The sequence below is a fragment of the Amycolatopsis sp. TNS106 genome, from assembly GCF_019330265.1.
Taxonomy (GTDB): domain Bacteria; phylum Actinomycetota; class Actinomycetes; order Mycobacteriales; family Pseudonocardiaceae; genus Amycolatopsis; species Amycolatopsis lurida.
On sequence record NZ_CP024972.1, the window covers coordinates 6784179 to 6799064 of the forward strand.

At 70.5% G+C, this 14886-nt stretch carries 15 protein-coding genes; 8 read left to right on the top strand and 7 right to left on the bottom strand.

The window, feature by feature from the left end; translation table 11 throughout:
• The first annotated feature begins 35 nt into the window (after positions 1 to 35).
• Both CVV72_RS31200 and CVV72_RS31205 read left to right on the top strand, forming a co-directional pair.
• A complete protein-coding gene (locus CVV72_RS31200; protein WP_219147356.1) occupies positions 36 to 671 on the top strand; it encodes a L,D-transpeptidase in 636 nt (211 codons plus the stop codon).
• Positions 672 to 793: 122 nt separating this feature from the next.
• Complete coding sequence (locus CVV72_RS31205; protein ID WP_219147358.1) at positions 794 to 3616, top strand: PQQ-dependent sugar dehydrogenase; 2823 nt, start codon at positions 794 to 796, stop codon at positions 3614 to 3616.
• A 55-nt stretch (positions 3617 to 3671) separates the two neighbouring features.
• Here CVV72_RS31205 and CVV72_RS31210 read toward each other — a convergent pair whose 3' ends face one another.
• Positions 3672 to 5195 carry a 3-hydroxyacyl-CoA dehydrogenase gene (locus tag CVV72_RS31210; RefSeq protein ID WP_219147361.1) on the bottom strand — a complete coding sequence of 508 codons (1524 nt, stop codon included), beginning with the start codon at positions 5193 to 5195 and terminating at the stop codon, positions 3672 to 3674.
• A 169-nt stretch (positions 5196 to 5364) separates the two neighbouring features.
• On the opposite strand from CVV72_RS31210, the gene CVV72_RS31215 reads away from it, so the two are divergent.
• Together CVV72_RS31215 and CVV72_RS31220 are read left to right on the top strand one after the other, a co-directional pair.
• A complete protein-coding gene (locus CVV72_RS31215; RefSeq protein WP_219147363.1) occupies positions 5365 to 5559 on the top strand; it encodes a hypothetical protein in 195 nt (64 codons plus the stop codon).
• 9 nt (positions 5560 to 5568) lie between these two features.
• Positions 5569 to 6192, top strand: a complete 624-nt coding sequence (locus CVV72_RS31220; RefSeq protein ID WP_219147365.1) for a TetR/AcrR family transcriptional regulator — start codon at positions 5569 to 5571, stop codon at positions 6190 to 6192.
• Here the strand turns inward: CVV72_RS31220 and CVV72_RS31225 are convergent.
• On the bottom strand, positions 6176 to 6865 hold the full coding sequence (locus CVV72_RS31225) for a TetR/AcrR family transcriptional regulator (protein ID WP_219147367.1): 690 nt from the start codon (positions 6863 to 6865) through the stop codon (positions 6176 to 6178). The two genes, CVV72_RS31220 and CVV72_RS31225, sit on opposite strands and share 17 nt — an antisense overlap.
• A 117-nt stretch (positions 6866 to 6982) precedes the next feature.
• Here CVV72_RS31225 and CVV72_RS31230 point away from each other — a divergent pair, with 117 nt between their 5' ends.
• The gene (locus CVV72_RS31230; protein ID WP_219147369.1) at positions 6983 to 7441 is read left to right on the top strand and encodes a nitroreductase/quinone reductase family protein; all 459 of its coding nucleotides are present in this window, start codon (positions 6983 to 6985) and stop codon (positions 7439 to 7441) included.
• Positions 7442 to 7865: 424 nt separating this feature from the next.
• Here CVV72_RS31230 and CVV72_RS31235 read toward each other — a convergent pair whose 3' ends face one another.
• From CVV72_RS31235 to CVV72_RS31245, 3 genes are all read right to left on the bottom strand, one after another.
• Entirely contained in the window at positions 7866 to 8072 is a 207-nt protein-coding gene (locus CVV72_RS31235; RefSeq protein ID WP_219147372.1) for a hypothetical protein, read from the bottom strand.
• A gap of 68 nt (positions 8073 to 8140) precedes the next feature.
• On the bottom strand, positions 8141 to 8797 hold the full coding sequence (locus CVV72_RS31240) for a response regulator transcription factor (protein ID WP_034314566.1): 657 nt from the start codon (positions 8795 to 8797) through the stop codon (positions 8141 to 8143).
• Complete coding sequence (locus tag CVV72_RS31245) at positions 8794 to 9963, bottom strand: sensor histidine kinase (RefSeq protein WP_219147374.1); 1170 nt, start codon at positions 9961 to 9963, stop codon at positions 8794 to 8796. The genes CVV72_RS31240 and CVV72_RS31245 overlap by 4 nt, the downstream gene beginning before the upstream one ends.
• Before the next feature lie 52 nt (positions 9964 to 10015).
• Here CVV72_RS31245 and CVV72_RS31250 point away from each other — a divergent pair, with 52 nt between their 5' ends.
• Positions 10016 to 11074, top strand: a complete 1059-nt coding sequence (locus CVV72_RS31250; RefSeq protein ID WP_219147376.1) for an AAA family ATPase — start codon at positions 10016 to 10018, stop codon at positions 11072 to 11074.
• Here CVV72_RS31250 and CVV72_RS31255 read toward each other — a convergent pair.
• Positions 11068 to 11637, bottom strand: a complete 570-nt coding sequence (locus tag CVV72_RS31255; protein ID WP_219147377.1) for a hypothetical protein — start codon at positions 11635 to 11637, stop codon at positions 11068 to 11070. The genes CVV72_RS31250 and CVV72_RS31255 overlap by 7 nt on opposite strands.
• Before the next feature lie 171 nt (positions 11638 to 11808).
• On the opposite strand from CVV72_RS31255, the gene CVV72_RS31260 reads away from it, so the two are divergent.
• Together CVV72_RS31260 and CVV72_RS31265 are read left to right on the top strand one after the other, a co-directional pair.
• Positions 11809 to 12558: a response regulator transcription factor gene (locus CVV72_RS31260; RefSeq protein WP_034314576.1), complete on the top strand. Its 750-nt coding sequence runs from the start codon at positions 11809 to 11811 to the stop codon at positions 12556 to 12558.
• Positions 12536 to 14017, top strand: coding sequence for a cell wall metabolism sensor histidine kinase WalK (locus CVV72_RS31265; protein ID WP_219147379.1), 1482 nt, complete (start codon positions 12536 to 12538; stop codon positions 14015 to 14017). The genes CVV72_RS31260 and CVV72_RS31265 overlap by 23 nt, the downstream gene beginning before the upstream one ends.
• Here the strand turns inward: CVV72_RS31265 and CVV72_RS31270 are convergent.
• Positions 13995 to 14885 (bottom strand): serine/threonine dehydratase, encoded by an 891-nt coding sequence (locus CVV72_RS31270; protein ID WP_219147381.1) that lies wholly within the window; start codon positions 14883 to 14885, stop codon positions 13995 to 13997. The two genes, CVV72_RS31265 and CVV72_RS31270, sit on opposite strands and share 23 nt — an antisense overlap.
• Position 14886 lies beyond the last annotated feature (1 nt).

Genomic DNA, 14886 nt, shown 5'->3' on the forward strand with positions numbered 1-14886 from the left:
GTCAGACGGACTACGGGCAAACGGGGGTACGGGTCGTGAAGAAGTTCCTGGTGGGGGGGACCGCACTGGCCACCGCGCTGGTGCTGACCGCGTGTTCCGGCAACTCGGGCGGCAGCGCGCCCGGCGGCGGTGGCATCGCTCAGGGCGCGACCACGACCACGTCGGCGCCTTCATCGGCACCGGCCACCTCGTCTCCGACGCCGACGCCGAGCAGCAGCAGCTCCACGCCGAAGCCGACGTCCTCGAAGCCCAAGCCGACGCCGAAACCCACGCCGAAGCCGACGCCCAAGCCCGCCGCGAACGCCGCCGACGTTCCCTGCAAGGCCGCGCTGGCCTCGCCGGGCGTGAGCGCCTGTGTGGACCTTTCCGCGCTGAAGACGTGGCTGCTGCAGGACGGCAAGGTCATCTACGGCCCGGTCAAGCAGCTGCCCGGCAAGAAGGGGTACGCCACGCCGACCGGTGTCTTCCACGTTTCGGCCAAGGTCAAGAACTACCACTCGAAGCAGTTCGACGCGCCGATGCCGAACTCCGTGTTCTTCCTGCCGGGTATCGCCTTCCACACGGGCAGCCTCTCGGTGTACTCGCACGGCTGCATCCACCTGTCCGCGGCGGCTTCGCAGAAGTACTTCACGATGCTGCAGAAGGGCGGCGTCGTACAGGTCGTGGCCTGACCGCTCCACCGCGTGACGATCATTGCGGTTCGATTGCTTTGAGATAAATGAAAGCTCCCGGCGGCAATGACTTCCCCGCCTCCGGCGACGTGCCATGACACGCCGGAAGCAGGGAAGCGCAGATGGTCAGAAGCCGGGCACTCGTTCGCCTGTTCGCCGTACTGTCGGTTTCCATCCTGCTTCTCCCGGGATGGGTGGGCGCACCGGAAGCGAGTGCGGCGCCGACCCTGCCTTCCGGTTTCGTCCTGCGCGACCAGCCGAGCGGTCAAGCCGCCTTCGATCTGACCGATTTCGCCTATCTGCCGGACGGTTCGGTGCTCAGCATCGGCAAGAGCGGCAAGGTCGCCTGGGTGCCCACCGGTGGTCCGGCGCGGACGATCGCGAACCTTCCCGTCCACGACGACGGCGACCTCGGCCTTGTCGGACTGGCCGTCGCGCCGGATTTCGCCACCTCCCGCCGGCTCTACCTCGCGTGGTCGTTCGACACGAGCGGCGGCGCGTTCACCATGCGGGTGGCGCGCTGGACGGTGACCGGCACGGACGTCCCCACGGGTCTCGCGAACGAACGAGTGCTCGTCGACCTTCCGGGGTTCCACAACGTCCACGGCATCAGCGGGCTCGTGGCGGCGCCTGACGGGACCTTGTGGATCTCCATCGGCGACGCCGCCGACTTCACCAGGATGGATCCCGGCGCGTTGCGCTCACTCGACCTCGATCAGCTCTACGGCAAGATCCTGCACGTCACCCCGGACGGCGCCGGCGTCCCCGGCAACCCGTACTTCTCCGCCGCCACACCGAACGCCAATCGGTCCAAGGTCTTCTCCAGTGGCTACCGCAGCCCGTTCCGGTTCTCCCTCGACCCGCGGCTCGGCCTCCCGATCGTCGGGGACGTCGGCTGGAACACCTGGGAAGAAGTGGACATCGTGCGGCCGGGGGCGAACCACGCCTGGCCCTGCTGGGAAGGAAACACCCCGACGCCGGGGTATTCCGGCCTCGCGGGGTGCGCGGGCGTGGTCAACACGCCCCCGATCACCGCGTACCACCACGGTTCCGGTGCCGACGAAGGGAACAGCGTCACCGCCGGGATCGTCTACAGTGGATCGTCCTATCCGGACGAATACCGGGGCGCGTTCTTCTTCGGCGACTATGTCACGCAGAAGATCTGGACGATGACGTACGACAGCCAGGGCAGGCTCGTCCGCGCCCCCGAGCGGCCGCCGAAGTTCACCGGCGTCGGCGGCCCGGTCAAGTTCGCGGCCGCGGCGAACGGCGACATCGTCTTCGCCGACATCCATACCGGGAACCTGCGCCGGCTCAGTTATCCGGGGACGAACGCGGAACCGGTGGCGGTGGCGACGTCGAGCACCGAGCCGTCGACGAGGACGGTGACGTTCGACGGCGCCGGTTCCTACGATTTCGACGGCGATCCGCTGGCGTACCGCTGGGATTTCGGCGACGGCACGAGTCAGACCGGTGTCCGCGTGACCCATGCCTACGGCGCCGAGGTCGAACGGGCGACAGCGCGCCTCACCGTCACCGATCGGCTCGGCGCGTCCGCGAGCGCCGACGTCACCGTGGTGCCGGGGAACCATTCACCGGAACTCGCGATGACGGATCCCGGTTCGCGGACGTTCGCCGTCGGGGAACCGGTCGTCGCCGAGGTCACGGCCACCGACGCCGAGGACGGTGCGCTGCCGGTCGCGTGGACCACGCTGATCCGGCATTGCCCGGAGGAGGCGACCTGCCACGCGCATCCCGGTTCACCGGGCGGCGGGCCGGTTTTCACGGTGCCCTTCACCGATCACCAGGACTCCAGGGTCGAGATCACCGCGACGGTGACGGACAGCGCCGGGGTGACGGCGAGCAGGACTTACGTCGCCATGCCGCGTGAGCACCGGCTGACCCTGAAATCCGCCGTCCCGGCGGCGCTGAGCATCCCGGCCGAGGGCGGGGTCAGCACCGCGATGGTCACCGAGGGGGCGACGTTCGAGGTCGTGGCGGAGGAGATCGCCGCGGACGGTGTTTCGACGTTCGCGAACTGGTCCGACGGGAGGACCACGCGCACGGTGACCGTCACCGTCCCGGCGGGCGACCTGACCCTGACCGCGAACTACCTCACCCCGATCGACCGGCGCTACCAGGCGGAACCCGCGTTGCGGCAACGGCTCGGCGTGCCGACCGGGCCGGAGGTCGCCGACGGGACCGTGCGCTACCGGCCGTACACGAACGGCAGGCTCTACTGGAGCGCCGAGACCGGTGTGAAGCAGATGGAGGGCGAAATCCTGGCGAGATACCTCGCGCTGGGCGGGCACCGGACCTTCGGGCCGCCCGCGACCGACGAGACCGCCACACCGGACGGAATCGGCCGGTACAACCACTTCCCGCACCGGCCGGGCCCGATGCAGTCGTCGATCTACTGGACCCCGTCGACCGGTGCGCACGTGGTGTACGGGCGGATCCGGGTCAAGTGGGCGGCGCTCGGCTGGGAGCGCGGGCCGATGGGATATCCGACCACCGGCGAAACGGGCACGCCGGACGGCGTCGCCCGCTACAACCACTTCAGCAAGAAGGCGTCGATCTACTGGACGGCGCAGACCGACGCCAAGGCGATCTGGGGCCGTATCCGTGCGAAGTGGGCGCAGCTCGACTGGGAGAGGAGTCCCCTCGGATACCCGTCGACCGACGAGACCGCGACTCCGGACGGCGTCGGCCGGTACAACCACTTCACGAAGGGCGGATCGGTCTACTGGACGACGCAGACCGACGCGCACGCCGTCTACGGGGCGATCCGGCAGCGCTGGGCGGCGCTCGGCTGGGAGCGGTCGTACCTGCGTTACCCGACGACGGACGAGGTCTCCGTCTCCGGCGGACGGCAGAACAACTTCCAGGGCGGGTACGTGTTCTGGAACAGCACCACCGGTGCGGTGACCGACCGCCGCTGGTGATCTCGGGTGAAGGCCCCTTCCACACCAGGACCGGGGCCTTCACACGCTTCGGGTGTCAGCGCAGCAGATCAGCGGGGGTGGTGCCGGTCGAGGTGAGGGGCAGGCCGAGCGCGACACGTTCGGTGAGCCAGGCGCTCGGCCGGTAGCGCTGGTCGCCGGTGCTCGCGGCGAGTCCGCGCAGCACCCGCAGCACGAGATCCGCGCCCGCCTCGTCGCCCCAGGTCAGTGGCCCGCGCGGGTAACCGAGGCCGAGCCGGACGGCGGTGTCGATGTCCTCCGGCGTCGCGAGCCGCTGCCCGGCGATGAAGCAGGCGGTGTTGACGATCGACGCCAGCAGCCGCTGCGCGATCGGCGCGGGACCGTCGCGGACCACGGTCACCGGCAGGCCGGTCGCGGCGAGCGCGCCCCAGGCGGTGCGGCCGGCGGCCGGGTCGAGCGCGGGGTGGACCGAGAGCGTCAGGCGTTTCCGGTAGCCGCCGAGCGGGTCGACGCCGACGACCCGTTCCGCCGGAAGGCCTGCCGCGCGTGCTGCGTCCACAGTGGACGAACCGATCGGGCTGACGATCAGGACCGTGTCCGGGTACGCGGAGTGCACGACCTGGATGCCCGCCGCCGAGAGCAGGGTGCCGAGCCGTTCGTCGTCGACCCACACCGGCGTGGCAGGCGCTTCCGGCGCGGCCGGTTCCGGCTCGACCTGCTGCTGTCCGTCCACATAGGAGTAGAAGCCTTCGCCGTTCTTGCGGCCGAACAGCCCGGCGGCGACGCGCGGACGCGTCAGCCACGACGGCCGCAGTCGCGGTTCGCCGTGGAAGCCGCTCCAGATGCTCTCGAGCACGGCGTGCGAGACGTCGAGACCGGTGAGGTCGAGGAGTTCGAAAGGGCCGAGTTTCAGGCCGAGCACGTCACGGGCGACGCGGTCCACCTCGGCCGGGCTCGCGATCCCTTCGGCGAGGATCTGCAATGCCTCGGTGCCCAGCCCGCGGCCGGCGTGGTTGACCAGGAAGCCCGGCGCGTCGCGGGCGAGGACGGGTTCGTGTCCCCAGCCGCGGACGAGTTCCGTCACGGCGGGGGGCAGCCAGGCTGCGGTCCGCGCGCCGGGCACGACCTCGACCAGCCGCATCAACGGGACCGGGTTGAAGAAGTGGAGGCCGAGCAACCGGCCGGGATCGGTCAGCGCCGCCCCGATCTCGGTCACCGAAAGCGAGCTGGTGTTGGTGGCGAACACGGTGTCCGGCCCGCATACGCGCTCCAGCTCGGCGAACAGCGTGCGTTTGATCTCCAGATCCTCGCGCACCGCTTCGATGACGAGGTCGACGCCGTCGGCGGGCGCCAGCGGACCCTCGGCCGCGATCAGCCTGCCCTTCGCCGCCTCGGCGGCTTCCTCGGTGATCTTGCCCTTCGAAGCGAGTTTGCCGAGCATCGCGCCGACCTGCTCGATGGCCTCGCCGACCGCGTCGGGCCGGGCGTCGGCGAGTTCGACCTCGAGTCCCGCCGTCACGGCGAGCTGGACGATGCCCCGGCCCATCACCCCGGTTCCGATGACCCGGATCCTGCCGACCTGCTCCGCCCACTTCTCCACCGCGAGCCGCCTTTCCCTCGATGTCGTTCCCGGCGTGACGCTAGCCGCCACGCCGATATCTCGCCCGGAAGGGTGATCCGTGCCCTGCTCGGCGTAAGGCCACCCGTCCGGCGCGGTCTCCTCCGCGAAAACCGAGTGTTCCGCGCCCCACCCCGAAGGGAAAGCTCCCATGGCCACCGTCCCCGCCGCCGCAGCCGTCCGGACCACGCCGTTGCTCCTCGTCGCCGTCCTCTTCGGCGCCTTCCCCGCGTTCCTGGCGAGCCAGGCGTTGTGGTCGCTCACCGCACTGGCCGTCGTGGTCGCCGTCGCCGTCCTCGCGGGCGGGGTGTGGCTGACCGGCCGGAAGGCGAACACCGAACTCTAAGATCGCCGTGTGACGGCCAAACGCTTGACGCGGGAAGAAAGCCGTGAGCAGACCAGGCAGCGCCTGCTCGCGGCGGCCGCCGAGCTGTTCTCCGACCGAGGGGTCAACGGCACGTCCGTCGAACAGATCGCCGAACGGGCCGGATTCACCCGAGGTGCCTTCTACGGCAACTTCGACGGCAAACACGAGCTGGTCGTCGAACTGCTGCGCCGCAGGACCCAGCGCGAGGTCGAGGAGGTCGCGGCGCTGCGGGAGGGTGTCGGCTCCTTCGCCGAGATGATGGACCGGTTGCGCGCGTGGAACGTCGAGCGCGCCGAGCACCTCGCCGGCTGGCTGACCCTGCGTACTGAGCTGGCCCTCTACGCGCTGCGGAATCCCGACGCGCGACCGCTGGTCGGCGAGGGCGAGAAGTCGACAAGGGCGCTGCTGGAGACCTCGGTCCGGACCGAACTCGCCGCGCGCGGTGTCGAACCGCCCGCCGACCCGGCCTTTCTCGCGCTGATCCTGCACGCGCTCGAGGACGGTCTCCTGTTGCAGCGCTTCCTCAGCCCCGAGGGGACCGGAGACGAGGACGTGGTGGACGCCGTCCAGCTGCTGATGCGGTCCTGGACCGCGCTCAGCCGGTCATCCTGATCCCGGTGAACTCGGCCATCTGTCGGATCCCGTGCGCGAAGAAGTCGTCCGCCGGATCCACCGAGCCGACGTACTGGCCGAACAGCTCGAAGTTGATCATCCCGAACAGCTGGGTCCAGGCCATGATCAGCCGGGAGGCCGTCTCGGGGCCCAGATTGATCTTGAGGATCCCGGCGAGGGTGTCGAGCTGGCGCAGTAGCGCGACGGGCATCTCGCCGACCTCGGTCTCGACGCGGAGGTTCGCGTCACGGAGGACGGCGACCAGCGCGAACGCCACCCGGCCGGCGGGGGCGACGGTGTCCTGCGGGGCTTGATAGCCGGGGATCGGCGAACCGTAGATCAGCGCGTACTCGTGCGGGTGCGCCTTCGCCCAGGCGCGGACCGCGTGCCAGATCGACTCCCATCGCTCCAGCGAGGTCTTCTTCGGGTTGTCGGCCGCCTCCGCGGCCTCGCCGACGGCGTTGTAGGCGTCCACGATCAGCGCGGTCAGCAGCTCCTCGCGACTGGAGAAGTATCGGTAGAGCGCAGACGAGACCATGCCCAGCTCCCGGGCCACCGCGCGGAGCGAGAGCCCGAGTGCGCCGACTTCGGCGAGCTGGCGGCGGGCTTCGTCCTTGATCTCACGGGTGAGCTCGGCGCGGGCGCGTTCGCGCGCGGTCTGAGTGGCAGCCATGCTCTCACCTTAGAGCATCGCACCTAAACGAGAGCATTGCTCTTGACACGATGCACTGCTCTGGTGTTCACTGCTCTTAACAGAGAGCACTGCTCTCGAAGACTTCGAGGAGACGAGATGACCACCACCGCTTCCGCCGCCACGACCCGCTACCTCAAGCCGGCCAAGGCGACCAGCGCGTTCAACGAATTCGTGCTCAAGCTGACGAGGCTCGGCGTCAGCGTCCTGGGCAGCCGGGTGCTTTCGGTCCGCGGCCGCAAAAGCGGCGAACTGCGCTCGGTCCCGGTCAACCTCCTGAAGCTGGACGGTGAGCGCTACCTGGTCGCGCCTCGCGGTGTCACACAGTGGGTGCGGAACCTGCGCGTCGCCGGCGAAGGACAGCTCAGCGTCGGGCGCCGCACCGAGACGTTCACCTACACCGAACTCGCCGACGCCGAGAAGCCCGAAATCCTGCGCGCGTACCTCAAGCGCTGGAAGTTCGAGGTCGGGGTGTTCTTCGACGGTGTCGACGCGAAGGCGTCCGACGAGAAGCTGCTGGAGATCGCGCCCGGCTACCCGATCTTCAAACTCGCCTGATGCGGCGAGTCACGCCCCCAATCACGCAAGTCACGCCTTCGATCACGTGAGTTACGCCCCCAATCACGCAAGTCGCGCCTCCAATCACGCGAGTCACGCCTCCGATCACGTGAGTGACGCCCCCAATCACGCGAGTCCCGTCCCCAATCACGCGAGTCACGCGTCGACTGCCCGCTGCCGACGCGTGCCCAGACGGACGACTCGCGTGATTGACCGGACGACTCGCGTGATCAGATGGCGAACTCCCGTGATCAGGGGGCCAACTCGCGTGATCAGGTGGACGACACACCCGTGAACGGCCCTCGCCCCGTGTCGGCCGTCCAGTCACGCGAGTTGGCCGTCCAGTCACGTGTGTCGGCCGTCCGGGCACGAGGGACGGGGCTGTGGCGGCAACCGCAGGAGGCCGAAAGCGGAGAGCCGCGGGCTAGTCGTCGGTGGGTGCCCGGCGCGCGCGGCGGGCCGTGGCGGCCACCAGCACCACCCCGACCAGGAACGCGACCAGTCCGATCAGGAACCACAGTTTCTGCCCGGTCATGAAGCTGCCGGTCAGCACGCCGGCGCCCTGGAGCACCCAGACGCCGCCGACCAGCAGGAAGACCAGCCCGACCGTGAGCCCGACCCAGCGTTTCATCCACAGCTCCCCGCCTCGAACGTGCCCTGTGGCGATTCTGGCACCACGAGCCCCGCCGGGCGAACCGATCACCGTCCGCCGACGAGCCCGTTCCGGTACGCGTAGACGACGGCGTGCACCCTGTCCCGCAGCCCGAGCTTCGCCAGGATGCGGGAGACGTGGGTCTTCACCGTCTCTTCGCCCACGTGGAGATGCGCGGCGATCTCCGCGTTGCTGGAGGCGTCGGCGACGAGGAGGAGGACTTCGCGTTCGCGCGAGGTGAGCCGTTCCAGTTCCGCCGGTTCGGCGGCCGCGGGTTCGATGCTGGTGGCGAAGGTCGAGACCAGCCGCCGGGTCACCGTCGGGTCGATCAGCGCGTCGCCGCGCGCGGCCACCCGCATGGCCGAGACGAGTTCTTCGGGGGCGAGGCTTTTCAGCAGGAACCCGCTCGCGCCGGCTCGAAGCGCGCGATAGACGTACTCGTCGGAGTCGTAGGTCGTCAGCACGAGGACGCGGGTGTCGTTCCCCGGCGCGGACATGATCGCCTCGGTCGCGGCCAGACCGTCCAATTTGGGCATCCGGACGTCGAGCACGGCGACGTCCGGGCGCAGCTCGGCCGCTTGAGCGACGGCTTCGCGTCCGTCGGCCGCCTCGCCGACGCACTCGAAGTCCGCCTGGGTGTCCAGCACCGCGCGCATGCCGGACCGGAACATCGCGTGGTCGTCGGCGAGCAGAACCCGGATCACTGTGCCTCCAAAGGAAAACCGACGCGGACCCGCCAGCTCCTGCCGTCGTCGAGCGGTCCGCATTCCGCCTGTCCGCCGAACAACGCGACCCGCTGCCGGATCCCGGCGAGGCCGCGTTTCGTCGACTCGGCCGCCGCGTTCGCGTGGCCGATCTCGTTCGTGATCGTGAGGACCACCTCCGTCTGCCGGTAGGCGAGATCGATCTCGACGATCCCGCCGGAGCCGTGCCGGAGCGCGTTCGTCAGTGCCTCCTGCGCGATGCGGTACAACGCGATGTCCACCGAACCCGGGAGTTCCCGCGGCCCGCCGTGGCTCGTCAGCCGCGCGGGCAGCCCGGCGGTGCGGAGGTTGTCGAGCAGCTCGTCGAGGTTGTCCAGCCCCGGTTGCCGCTGCGCGTCGCCGTTCTCCCTGCCATGCAACAGATCCAGCAGACGCCGCAGATCGGCCATCGCGGCCCGGCTCGACGATTCGACCGCCGAGAGCGAACGCCGGACGGCCGGTTCGCCCTCCGGCAGCCCGAGCCGCGCGGCGCCCGCGTGCACGCCGATCGCGCTGACATGGTGGGAGATCACGTCGTGCAGGTCGCGGGCGATCGTCGTGCGTTCTTCGGCGACGGCACGGCGGACCGCTTCGGCTTCGTGCTGCCGCCGTTGTTCCTCCGCGCGTTGGAGGTCGGCGATGTACGCGCGCCGCGCGGTCGTGTAGCGGCCGACCATCCAGGGCAGCAGGCCGCTGACACCGACATCGATGAGCAGCAGCCGCCAGTCCCGGTCAGCCCGGTCGACCGGGATGACGTTGCAGGCGACGAGCCCGGCGAGCATCGCCGCCAGCGCGGCCAGCGCCGGTTTGGTCGAAAGCCAGGCGCCCGCGCGATAACCCGCGATCAGCACGCCCGCGTTGGTGGCCTGAAGGTAATCGTCGTACGGATACAGCAGGAGCGGCGCGGCGGTGAGCAGCGCGCCGTGCGCGGCCGAAACCCAGCCGGAATACCGTGAAGGCCCGGCGAGCGCGATGTTCGCGAGGATTCCGCCCAGCAGCACCACCCACGCCTGCCAGCCGAGCGAGAGCGGCGGGCCGGCGATGAGGAACAGCCCGGCGTCGGCGACCAGGCAGACGGCCGCGACCGCCCAGGCCTGCCTCGCCAGCGAACCACTGATGTCCCGCACGCGACCAACTCTGCCCTATTTCGCTGGACAGGGGTTCCTAAGATCGAAAGCCATGGGGACCGCCAAGACGCCCGTGCTCTGGACGACCGGCGCGCCGGGTACCGGGAAATCCACCACGGCCTGGGGTTTGTACCGCCGCATCGGGGAAGCGGGCGGCAACGTCGCGTACGTCGACATCGACCAGCTCGGGCTGATCGGCCCGCCGCCCGGCGGCGGGGACGCCTCGCACGCGATCAAGGCGGCCAACCTGCTGCGGGTGCTGGAAAACCTGCGGGGTACCGCGCAACTCGTCGTGTCCGGTGTGGTGGACCCGGCGAAGCCGTACATCGAGAGCCGAGACTTCGACCTCACGCTCGTCCGCCTGACGTGTGACCGCGACGAACTCGAGCGCCGGTTCCTCGGCCGTGGGTCACCCGCCGCGGCCTTGCCCGACCTCTTCGCGGTGGCGGACGCCTACGACCGCGCCGGTTTCGGCGAGGAGATGGACACGACCGGGCAGCGGCCCGAGGACACCGTGGAAGCGCTGTTCCACCGCTGTGCCGTGGAAGCCGGGAGCGTCCGGCCGCCGGATCCCGGCCTGCCGCTGCCCGGGCCGGTGACCGTGGTGACCGGCCCGACGGCGGTCGGCAAGTCGACGGCCGCGTTCAGCGCGCTGCGGGACCTGTGGGAGCGCGACCTGCCCGTCGCGTACGTCGATCTCGCGCAACTCGGGTTCGCACACCCCGCCCCGGATCCGGCGCTGGAGGCGGCACACCTGTCGGCCGTGTGGCGCGGCTATCGCGACGCCGGGGCGAAGCGGTTGATCGTCGTGGCCAGGGAATTCCGCCCGGAGCACCGGCGGGTCTTCGGCGCGGTCACCGTCGTCCACTTCGACGCGGACGAACCGACGCTCACCGAGCGGGTCCGTCGCCGGGCCGAGGGCGAGTCCGCGTTGCTGGCAGGCGACGAACTACGCGGCGCGCCACCCGGCGTACGGGACCGGGTGGCCGCGCGCGCGGTCGCCGAGGCCGCCCGGATGCGGCGCTCCGGCGGCGATCGCGTCGTCCTCGACACCTCCGGACAGGAACCCGCCGAAACGGCCGCCGCGTTGCTCGCCGTCTTGGCTCAGTAGCGCCGCTGGCCGTCCTGGCCCTGACCGGGCGGCCCACCGCGCTGGTTCTGCGTGGGCTTGCCGATACTCGTCGCCGTCGCGGTGCCGCCGGTGACCTTCGCGTGCACCGTCACCGTCTCGCCGGTCTTGGGATCACCGGTCTTCTTCGTCGACGCGTCGATCGTGTAGACCTGTTTGTAGCCGTCCTTGCTGGTCAGGCTGACGGACGTCGCGCTGATCTCGGTGATCTCGCCGGTCTGCATCCGTTCGGTGCTGTAGCCGCCCTTGCCGTCGGAGACGACGAAGTCGCCGTGCAGCGCGTCGCGCGGCATGCCACCGCCAGGGCCCATGAGCACCCGGCCGCCGCCGGGGCCGCCCGTCATCCCGCCCTGTACGGCGCCGTTGGCGGCGGTTCCGGCCCAGATCGCGGCCCCGCCGCCGACGGCGATCACCACCGCCACCCCGGCCGCGATCGCCGTCTTGCGGCCCGACCAGGTCTTCTTCGGTTCACCCGCCGGGACAGGCGCGCCCCAGGTGGCGGGCTCGGCCGCCGGGGGGTCGGCGGGTTTGGTCGGTTCGGTCATTCTGGTCGCCTCCGTGTGGTCGGTTGCGGCCATGGTCGGCGCCGTCGCTGTGCGGAAGCTGTGCCGCCGGTGGGCACGCGCTGTGTTTCGCTCCCCGGCAGGGTGATCGTTCACAGGAAACGCACAGGCGGGACACAGAGAAGCCTCATCGGGGTCGCCCAGGATGGCAGCATGACCAGTGTGAACGTCCCTTCGTCCGGTTCCGCGAAGGCCGGCCTGCGCCGTGCCGACGGCAGCCCCGTGCGGGTGCTGGTCGTCGACGACGAGGCGACCTTGTCCGAACTCGTGTCGATGGCGCTGCGCATGGAGGGCTGGGACATCCGCACCGCGGCCGACGGCACCGAGGCCGCCCGCGTCGCGCGGGAATTCCGGCCGGACGCGGTGGTGCTGGACGTCATGCTGCCGGATATGAGCGGCCTGGAGGTCTTGCGCCGCCTGCGGTCCGAGGTGCCGAACCTGCCGGTGCTGTTCCTGACCGCGAAGGACGCGGTGGAGGACCGGATCGCCGGGCTCACCGCGGGCGGCGACGACTACGTCACCAAACCGTTCAGCCTGGAGGAGGTCGCGTTGCGGCTGCGCGCGCTGCTCCGGCGCGCGGGCGGCGTCGCCGGGCCGAGTGGGTCGATGCTGGTCGTCGGGGACCTGACCCTGGACGAGGACAGCCGCGAAGTGCACCGCGGCGGCGATCCGGTGCCGCTGACCGCGACCGAGTTCGAACTGCTGCGTTATCTCATGCGCAATCCCAAACGCGTGCTGTCCAAGGCGCAGATCCTCGACCGCGTCTGGAGCTACGACTTCGGTGGCCAGGCCAATATCGTCGAGCTGTACATTTCCTATCTCCGCAAGAAGATCGACGCCGACCGGGAACCGATGATCCACACGATGCGCGGCGCCGGGTATGTCCTCAAACCCGCGGGGTAGGCGGCCGTGGTCCCTGCGACGGCGGCTGATCGCGCAGGTCGCGGGGCTGCTCGCGCTCGTCTGCCTGGTGGTGGGCGTGGTGACCGAACTGGCGCTGCGGGATTTCCTGATCGACCAGCTCGACGCGCGGATCGCCGAGACCAGTGAACGCGCCAGCCGTCCGCCGCCGCCGGGGCGCCCCGGCGGGGAACGGGTGCCGGAAGGCCTGCGCGCGTACGGTCAGAGCACCGGTTCGTTGTTCGTGAACATCCTCCCGGACGGGCGGGTGGTCGCGGCGGTGCTGCGATCCAGCTACGACGCGAAGGTCGCCGACCCGTTCCCGCACGATCCGATCGGCCCGGCCCAGCTCTCGGCCCTGTTGCGGTCGACGCCGGCCGACAAGCCCACCGACGTGGACCTCGGCTCGCTCGGGGAGTACCGCGTGGTGGCCAAGCAGGCGTCCAACGGTGGTGTCGCGATCACCGGGCTGCCCACGAAGGACGTCACGGACACCTTGTGGAACCTCGGTTTCATCTTCGGCGGGGTCGCCATCGGCGGGATCCTGCTGGCGGGCGCGCTCGGCGCGGTGACCGTGCGGCGCACCATGAAACCCCTCGATCGCCTCGCCGCCACCGCGACCAGGGTCGCCGAACTCCCGCTCGACCGCGGCGAGGTCGCCCTGTCCGAGCGAGTGTCCGAAGTGGACACCGATCCGCGGACCGAGGTCGGGAAGGTCGGGTTCGCGCTCAACCGCATGCTCGGCCACATCTCGAACGCGCTTTCCGCCCGCCAGGCCAGTGAAAGCCGGGTGCGCCGCTTCGTCGCGGACGCGAGTCACGAACTCCGGACGCCGCTCGCGGCCATCCGCGGCTACGCGGAACTCACCCGGCGCTCCGGCTCCGAGGTGCCGCCGGACATCGCGTTCGCGATGGGCCGGGTCGAATCGGAATCGACGAGGATGACCGGCCTGGTCGAGGATCTGCTGCTGCTCGCCAGGCTCGACTCCGGACGTCCGGTGGTGCACCAGCCGGTCGATCTCTCCCGGCTGGTCGCGGACGCCGTCGCCGACGCGCACGTCGCCGGGCCGGAGCACAAATGGCTGCTGGAGGTCCCGCCGGAGCCGATCACCGTCCTCGGCGACGGGGATCAGCTGCACCAGGTGGTGATCAACCTGCTCGGCAACGCGCGCACGCACACCCCGGCGGGGACCGAGGTAGCCACCGCTTTGTCCATAGTGGACTCGACGGTGACACTGTCCATTGTCGACGGTGGGCCGGGGGTCCCGCCGGAGATCCTCCCGGAGGTCTTCGAACGGTTCGCCCGCGGCGACGACTCGCGTTCGCGGGCCGCGGGCAGTACCGGCCTCGGCCTGGCCATCGTCGCGGCCGTCGTCGCCGCGCACGGCGGGCGGGTCGGGGTCGTCAGCCGTCCGGGGCGGACGGAATTCCGGGTCGAGCTCAGGGCGTCCAATCACTGTTAGCGCCGCACAGGATGACGCAGGGCAGCTCACCCCCGGTCCGGCCGGCCAGCCACGCGGCGAACGGGACCGCGGCGGCCGGTTCGACGGCGAGGCGGAACTCCTCCCAGAGGCGGTCCCGCGCGGCGAGCAGTTCCGCGTCGCTGACCAGCACGGACGTCACCCGATCGCGGAGCACGGCGAACGGGACGCTCCCGATCCTGGTCGCGCCCAGCGCGGACGCGGCCACCGAGTCGATCTCCACGTCCACCGGCTCGCCCGCCTCCAACGCCGCGCCGAGCGCTCGGCACCGCTCCGGTTCGACGGCGAACGTCGGCAACCCCGCCAGCGACGTCCCGGCGACCAGCCCACCACCGCCGACCGCGACCAAGAACGCGTCGACGTCCGGCGCGTCCTGGACCACTTCGGCCGCGACGGTGCCTTGACCGGCGACGACGGCGGGATCGTCGTACGCGTGCAGGTACCGCGTACCCGGCTCGGAGGCCGCTTCGAGTGCCTTCGCGGCGGCCTCGGCGTACGTCGCTCCGTGACGGATGAGCTTCGCGCCCGCCGCCTCGATCCGGGCCGTCTTCGCCTGCGGAGCCGACTCCGGCACGTACACCGTCGCGGGCAGATTCAGCAGCGAAGCCGCCGTCGCCACACCCAGCCCGTGGTTGCCGCCGGACGCCGTCAGCACCCGCTCCGGTAACGGCCCGCTCACCAGCGCGTTCACCGCGCCTCGCAGTTTGAACGATCCGCTCCGCTGCAGATGCTCCAGCTTGAGAACCAGCGGCCGCCCGTCGACCTCGGCGCGCAGCAGCGGCGTGCGCCGCACGAACGGATGAACGGCCTCGGTGGCCTTGAGGACATCTTCCCAGGTCGGAGTGCTCATA

Bases quoted from the DNA above. Each gene is read 5' to 3' on its own strand.
- CVV72_RS31205 (WP_219147358.1), top strand. From the start codon at position 794: ATGGTCAGAAGCCGGGCACTCGTTCGCCTGTTCGCCGTACTGTCGGTT.
- CVV72_RS31225 (WP_219147367.1), bottom strand. From the start codon at position 6,865: ATGGCTGCCACTCAGACCGCGCGCGAACGCGCCCGCGCCGAGCTCACC.
- CVV72_RS31270 (WP_219147381.1), bottom strand. From the start codon at position 14,885: ATGAGCACTCCGACCTGGGAAGATGTCCTCAAGGCCACCGAGGCCGTT.
- CVV72_RS31260 (WP_034314576.1), top strand. From the start codon at position 11,809: ATGACCAGTGTGAACGTCCCTTCGTCCGGTTCCGCGAAGGCCGGCCTG.
- CVV72_RS31250 (WP_219147376.1), top strand. From the start codon at position 10,016: ATGGGGACCGCCAAGACGCCCGTGCTCTGGACGACCGGCGCGCCGGGT.
- CVV72_RS31255 (WP_219147377.1), bottom strand. From the start codon at position 11,637: ATGACCGAACCGACCAAACCCGCCGACCCCCCGGCGGCCGAGCCCGCC.
- CVV72_RS31265 (WP_219147379.1), top strand. From the start codon at position 12,536: ATGTCCTCAAACCCGCGGGGTAGGCGGCCGTGGTCCCTGCGACGGCGG.
- CVV72_RS31215 (WP_219147363.1), top strand. From the start codon at position 5,365: ATGGCCACCGTCCCCGCCGCCGCAGCCGTCCGGACCACGCCGTTGCTC.
- CVV72_RS31235 (WP_219147372.1), bottom strand. From the start codon at position 8,072: ATGAAACGCTGGGTCGGGCTCACGGTCGGGCTGGTCTTCCTGCTGGTC.
- CVV72_RS31230 (WP_219147369.1), top strand. From the start codon at position 6,983: ATGACCACCACCGCTTCCGCCGCCACGACCCGCTACCTCAAGCCGGCC.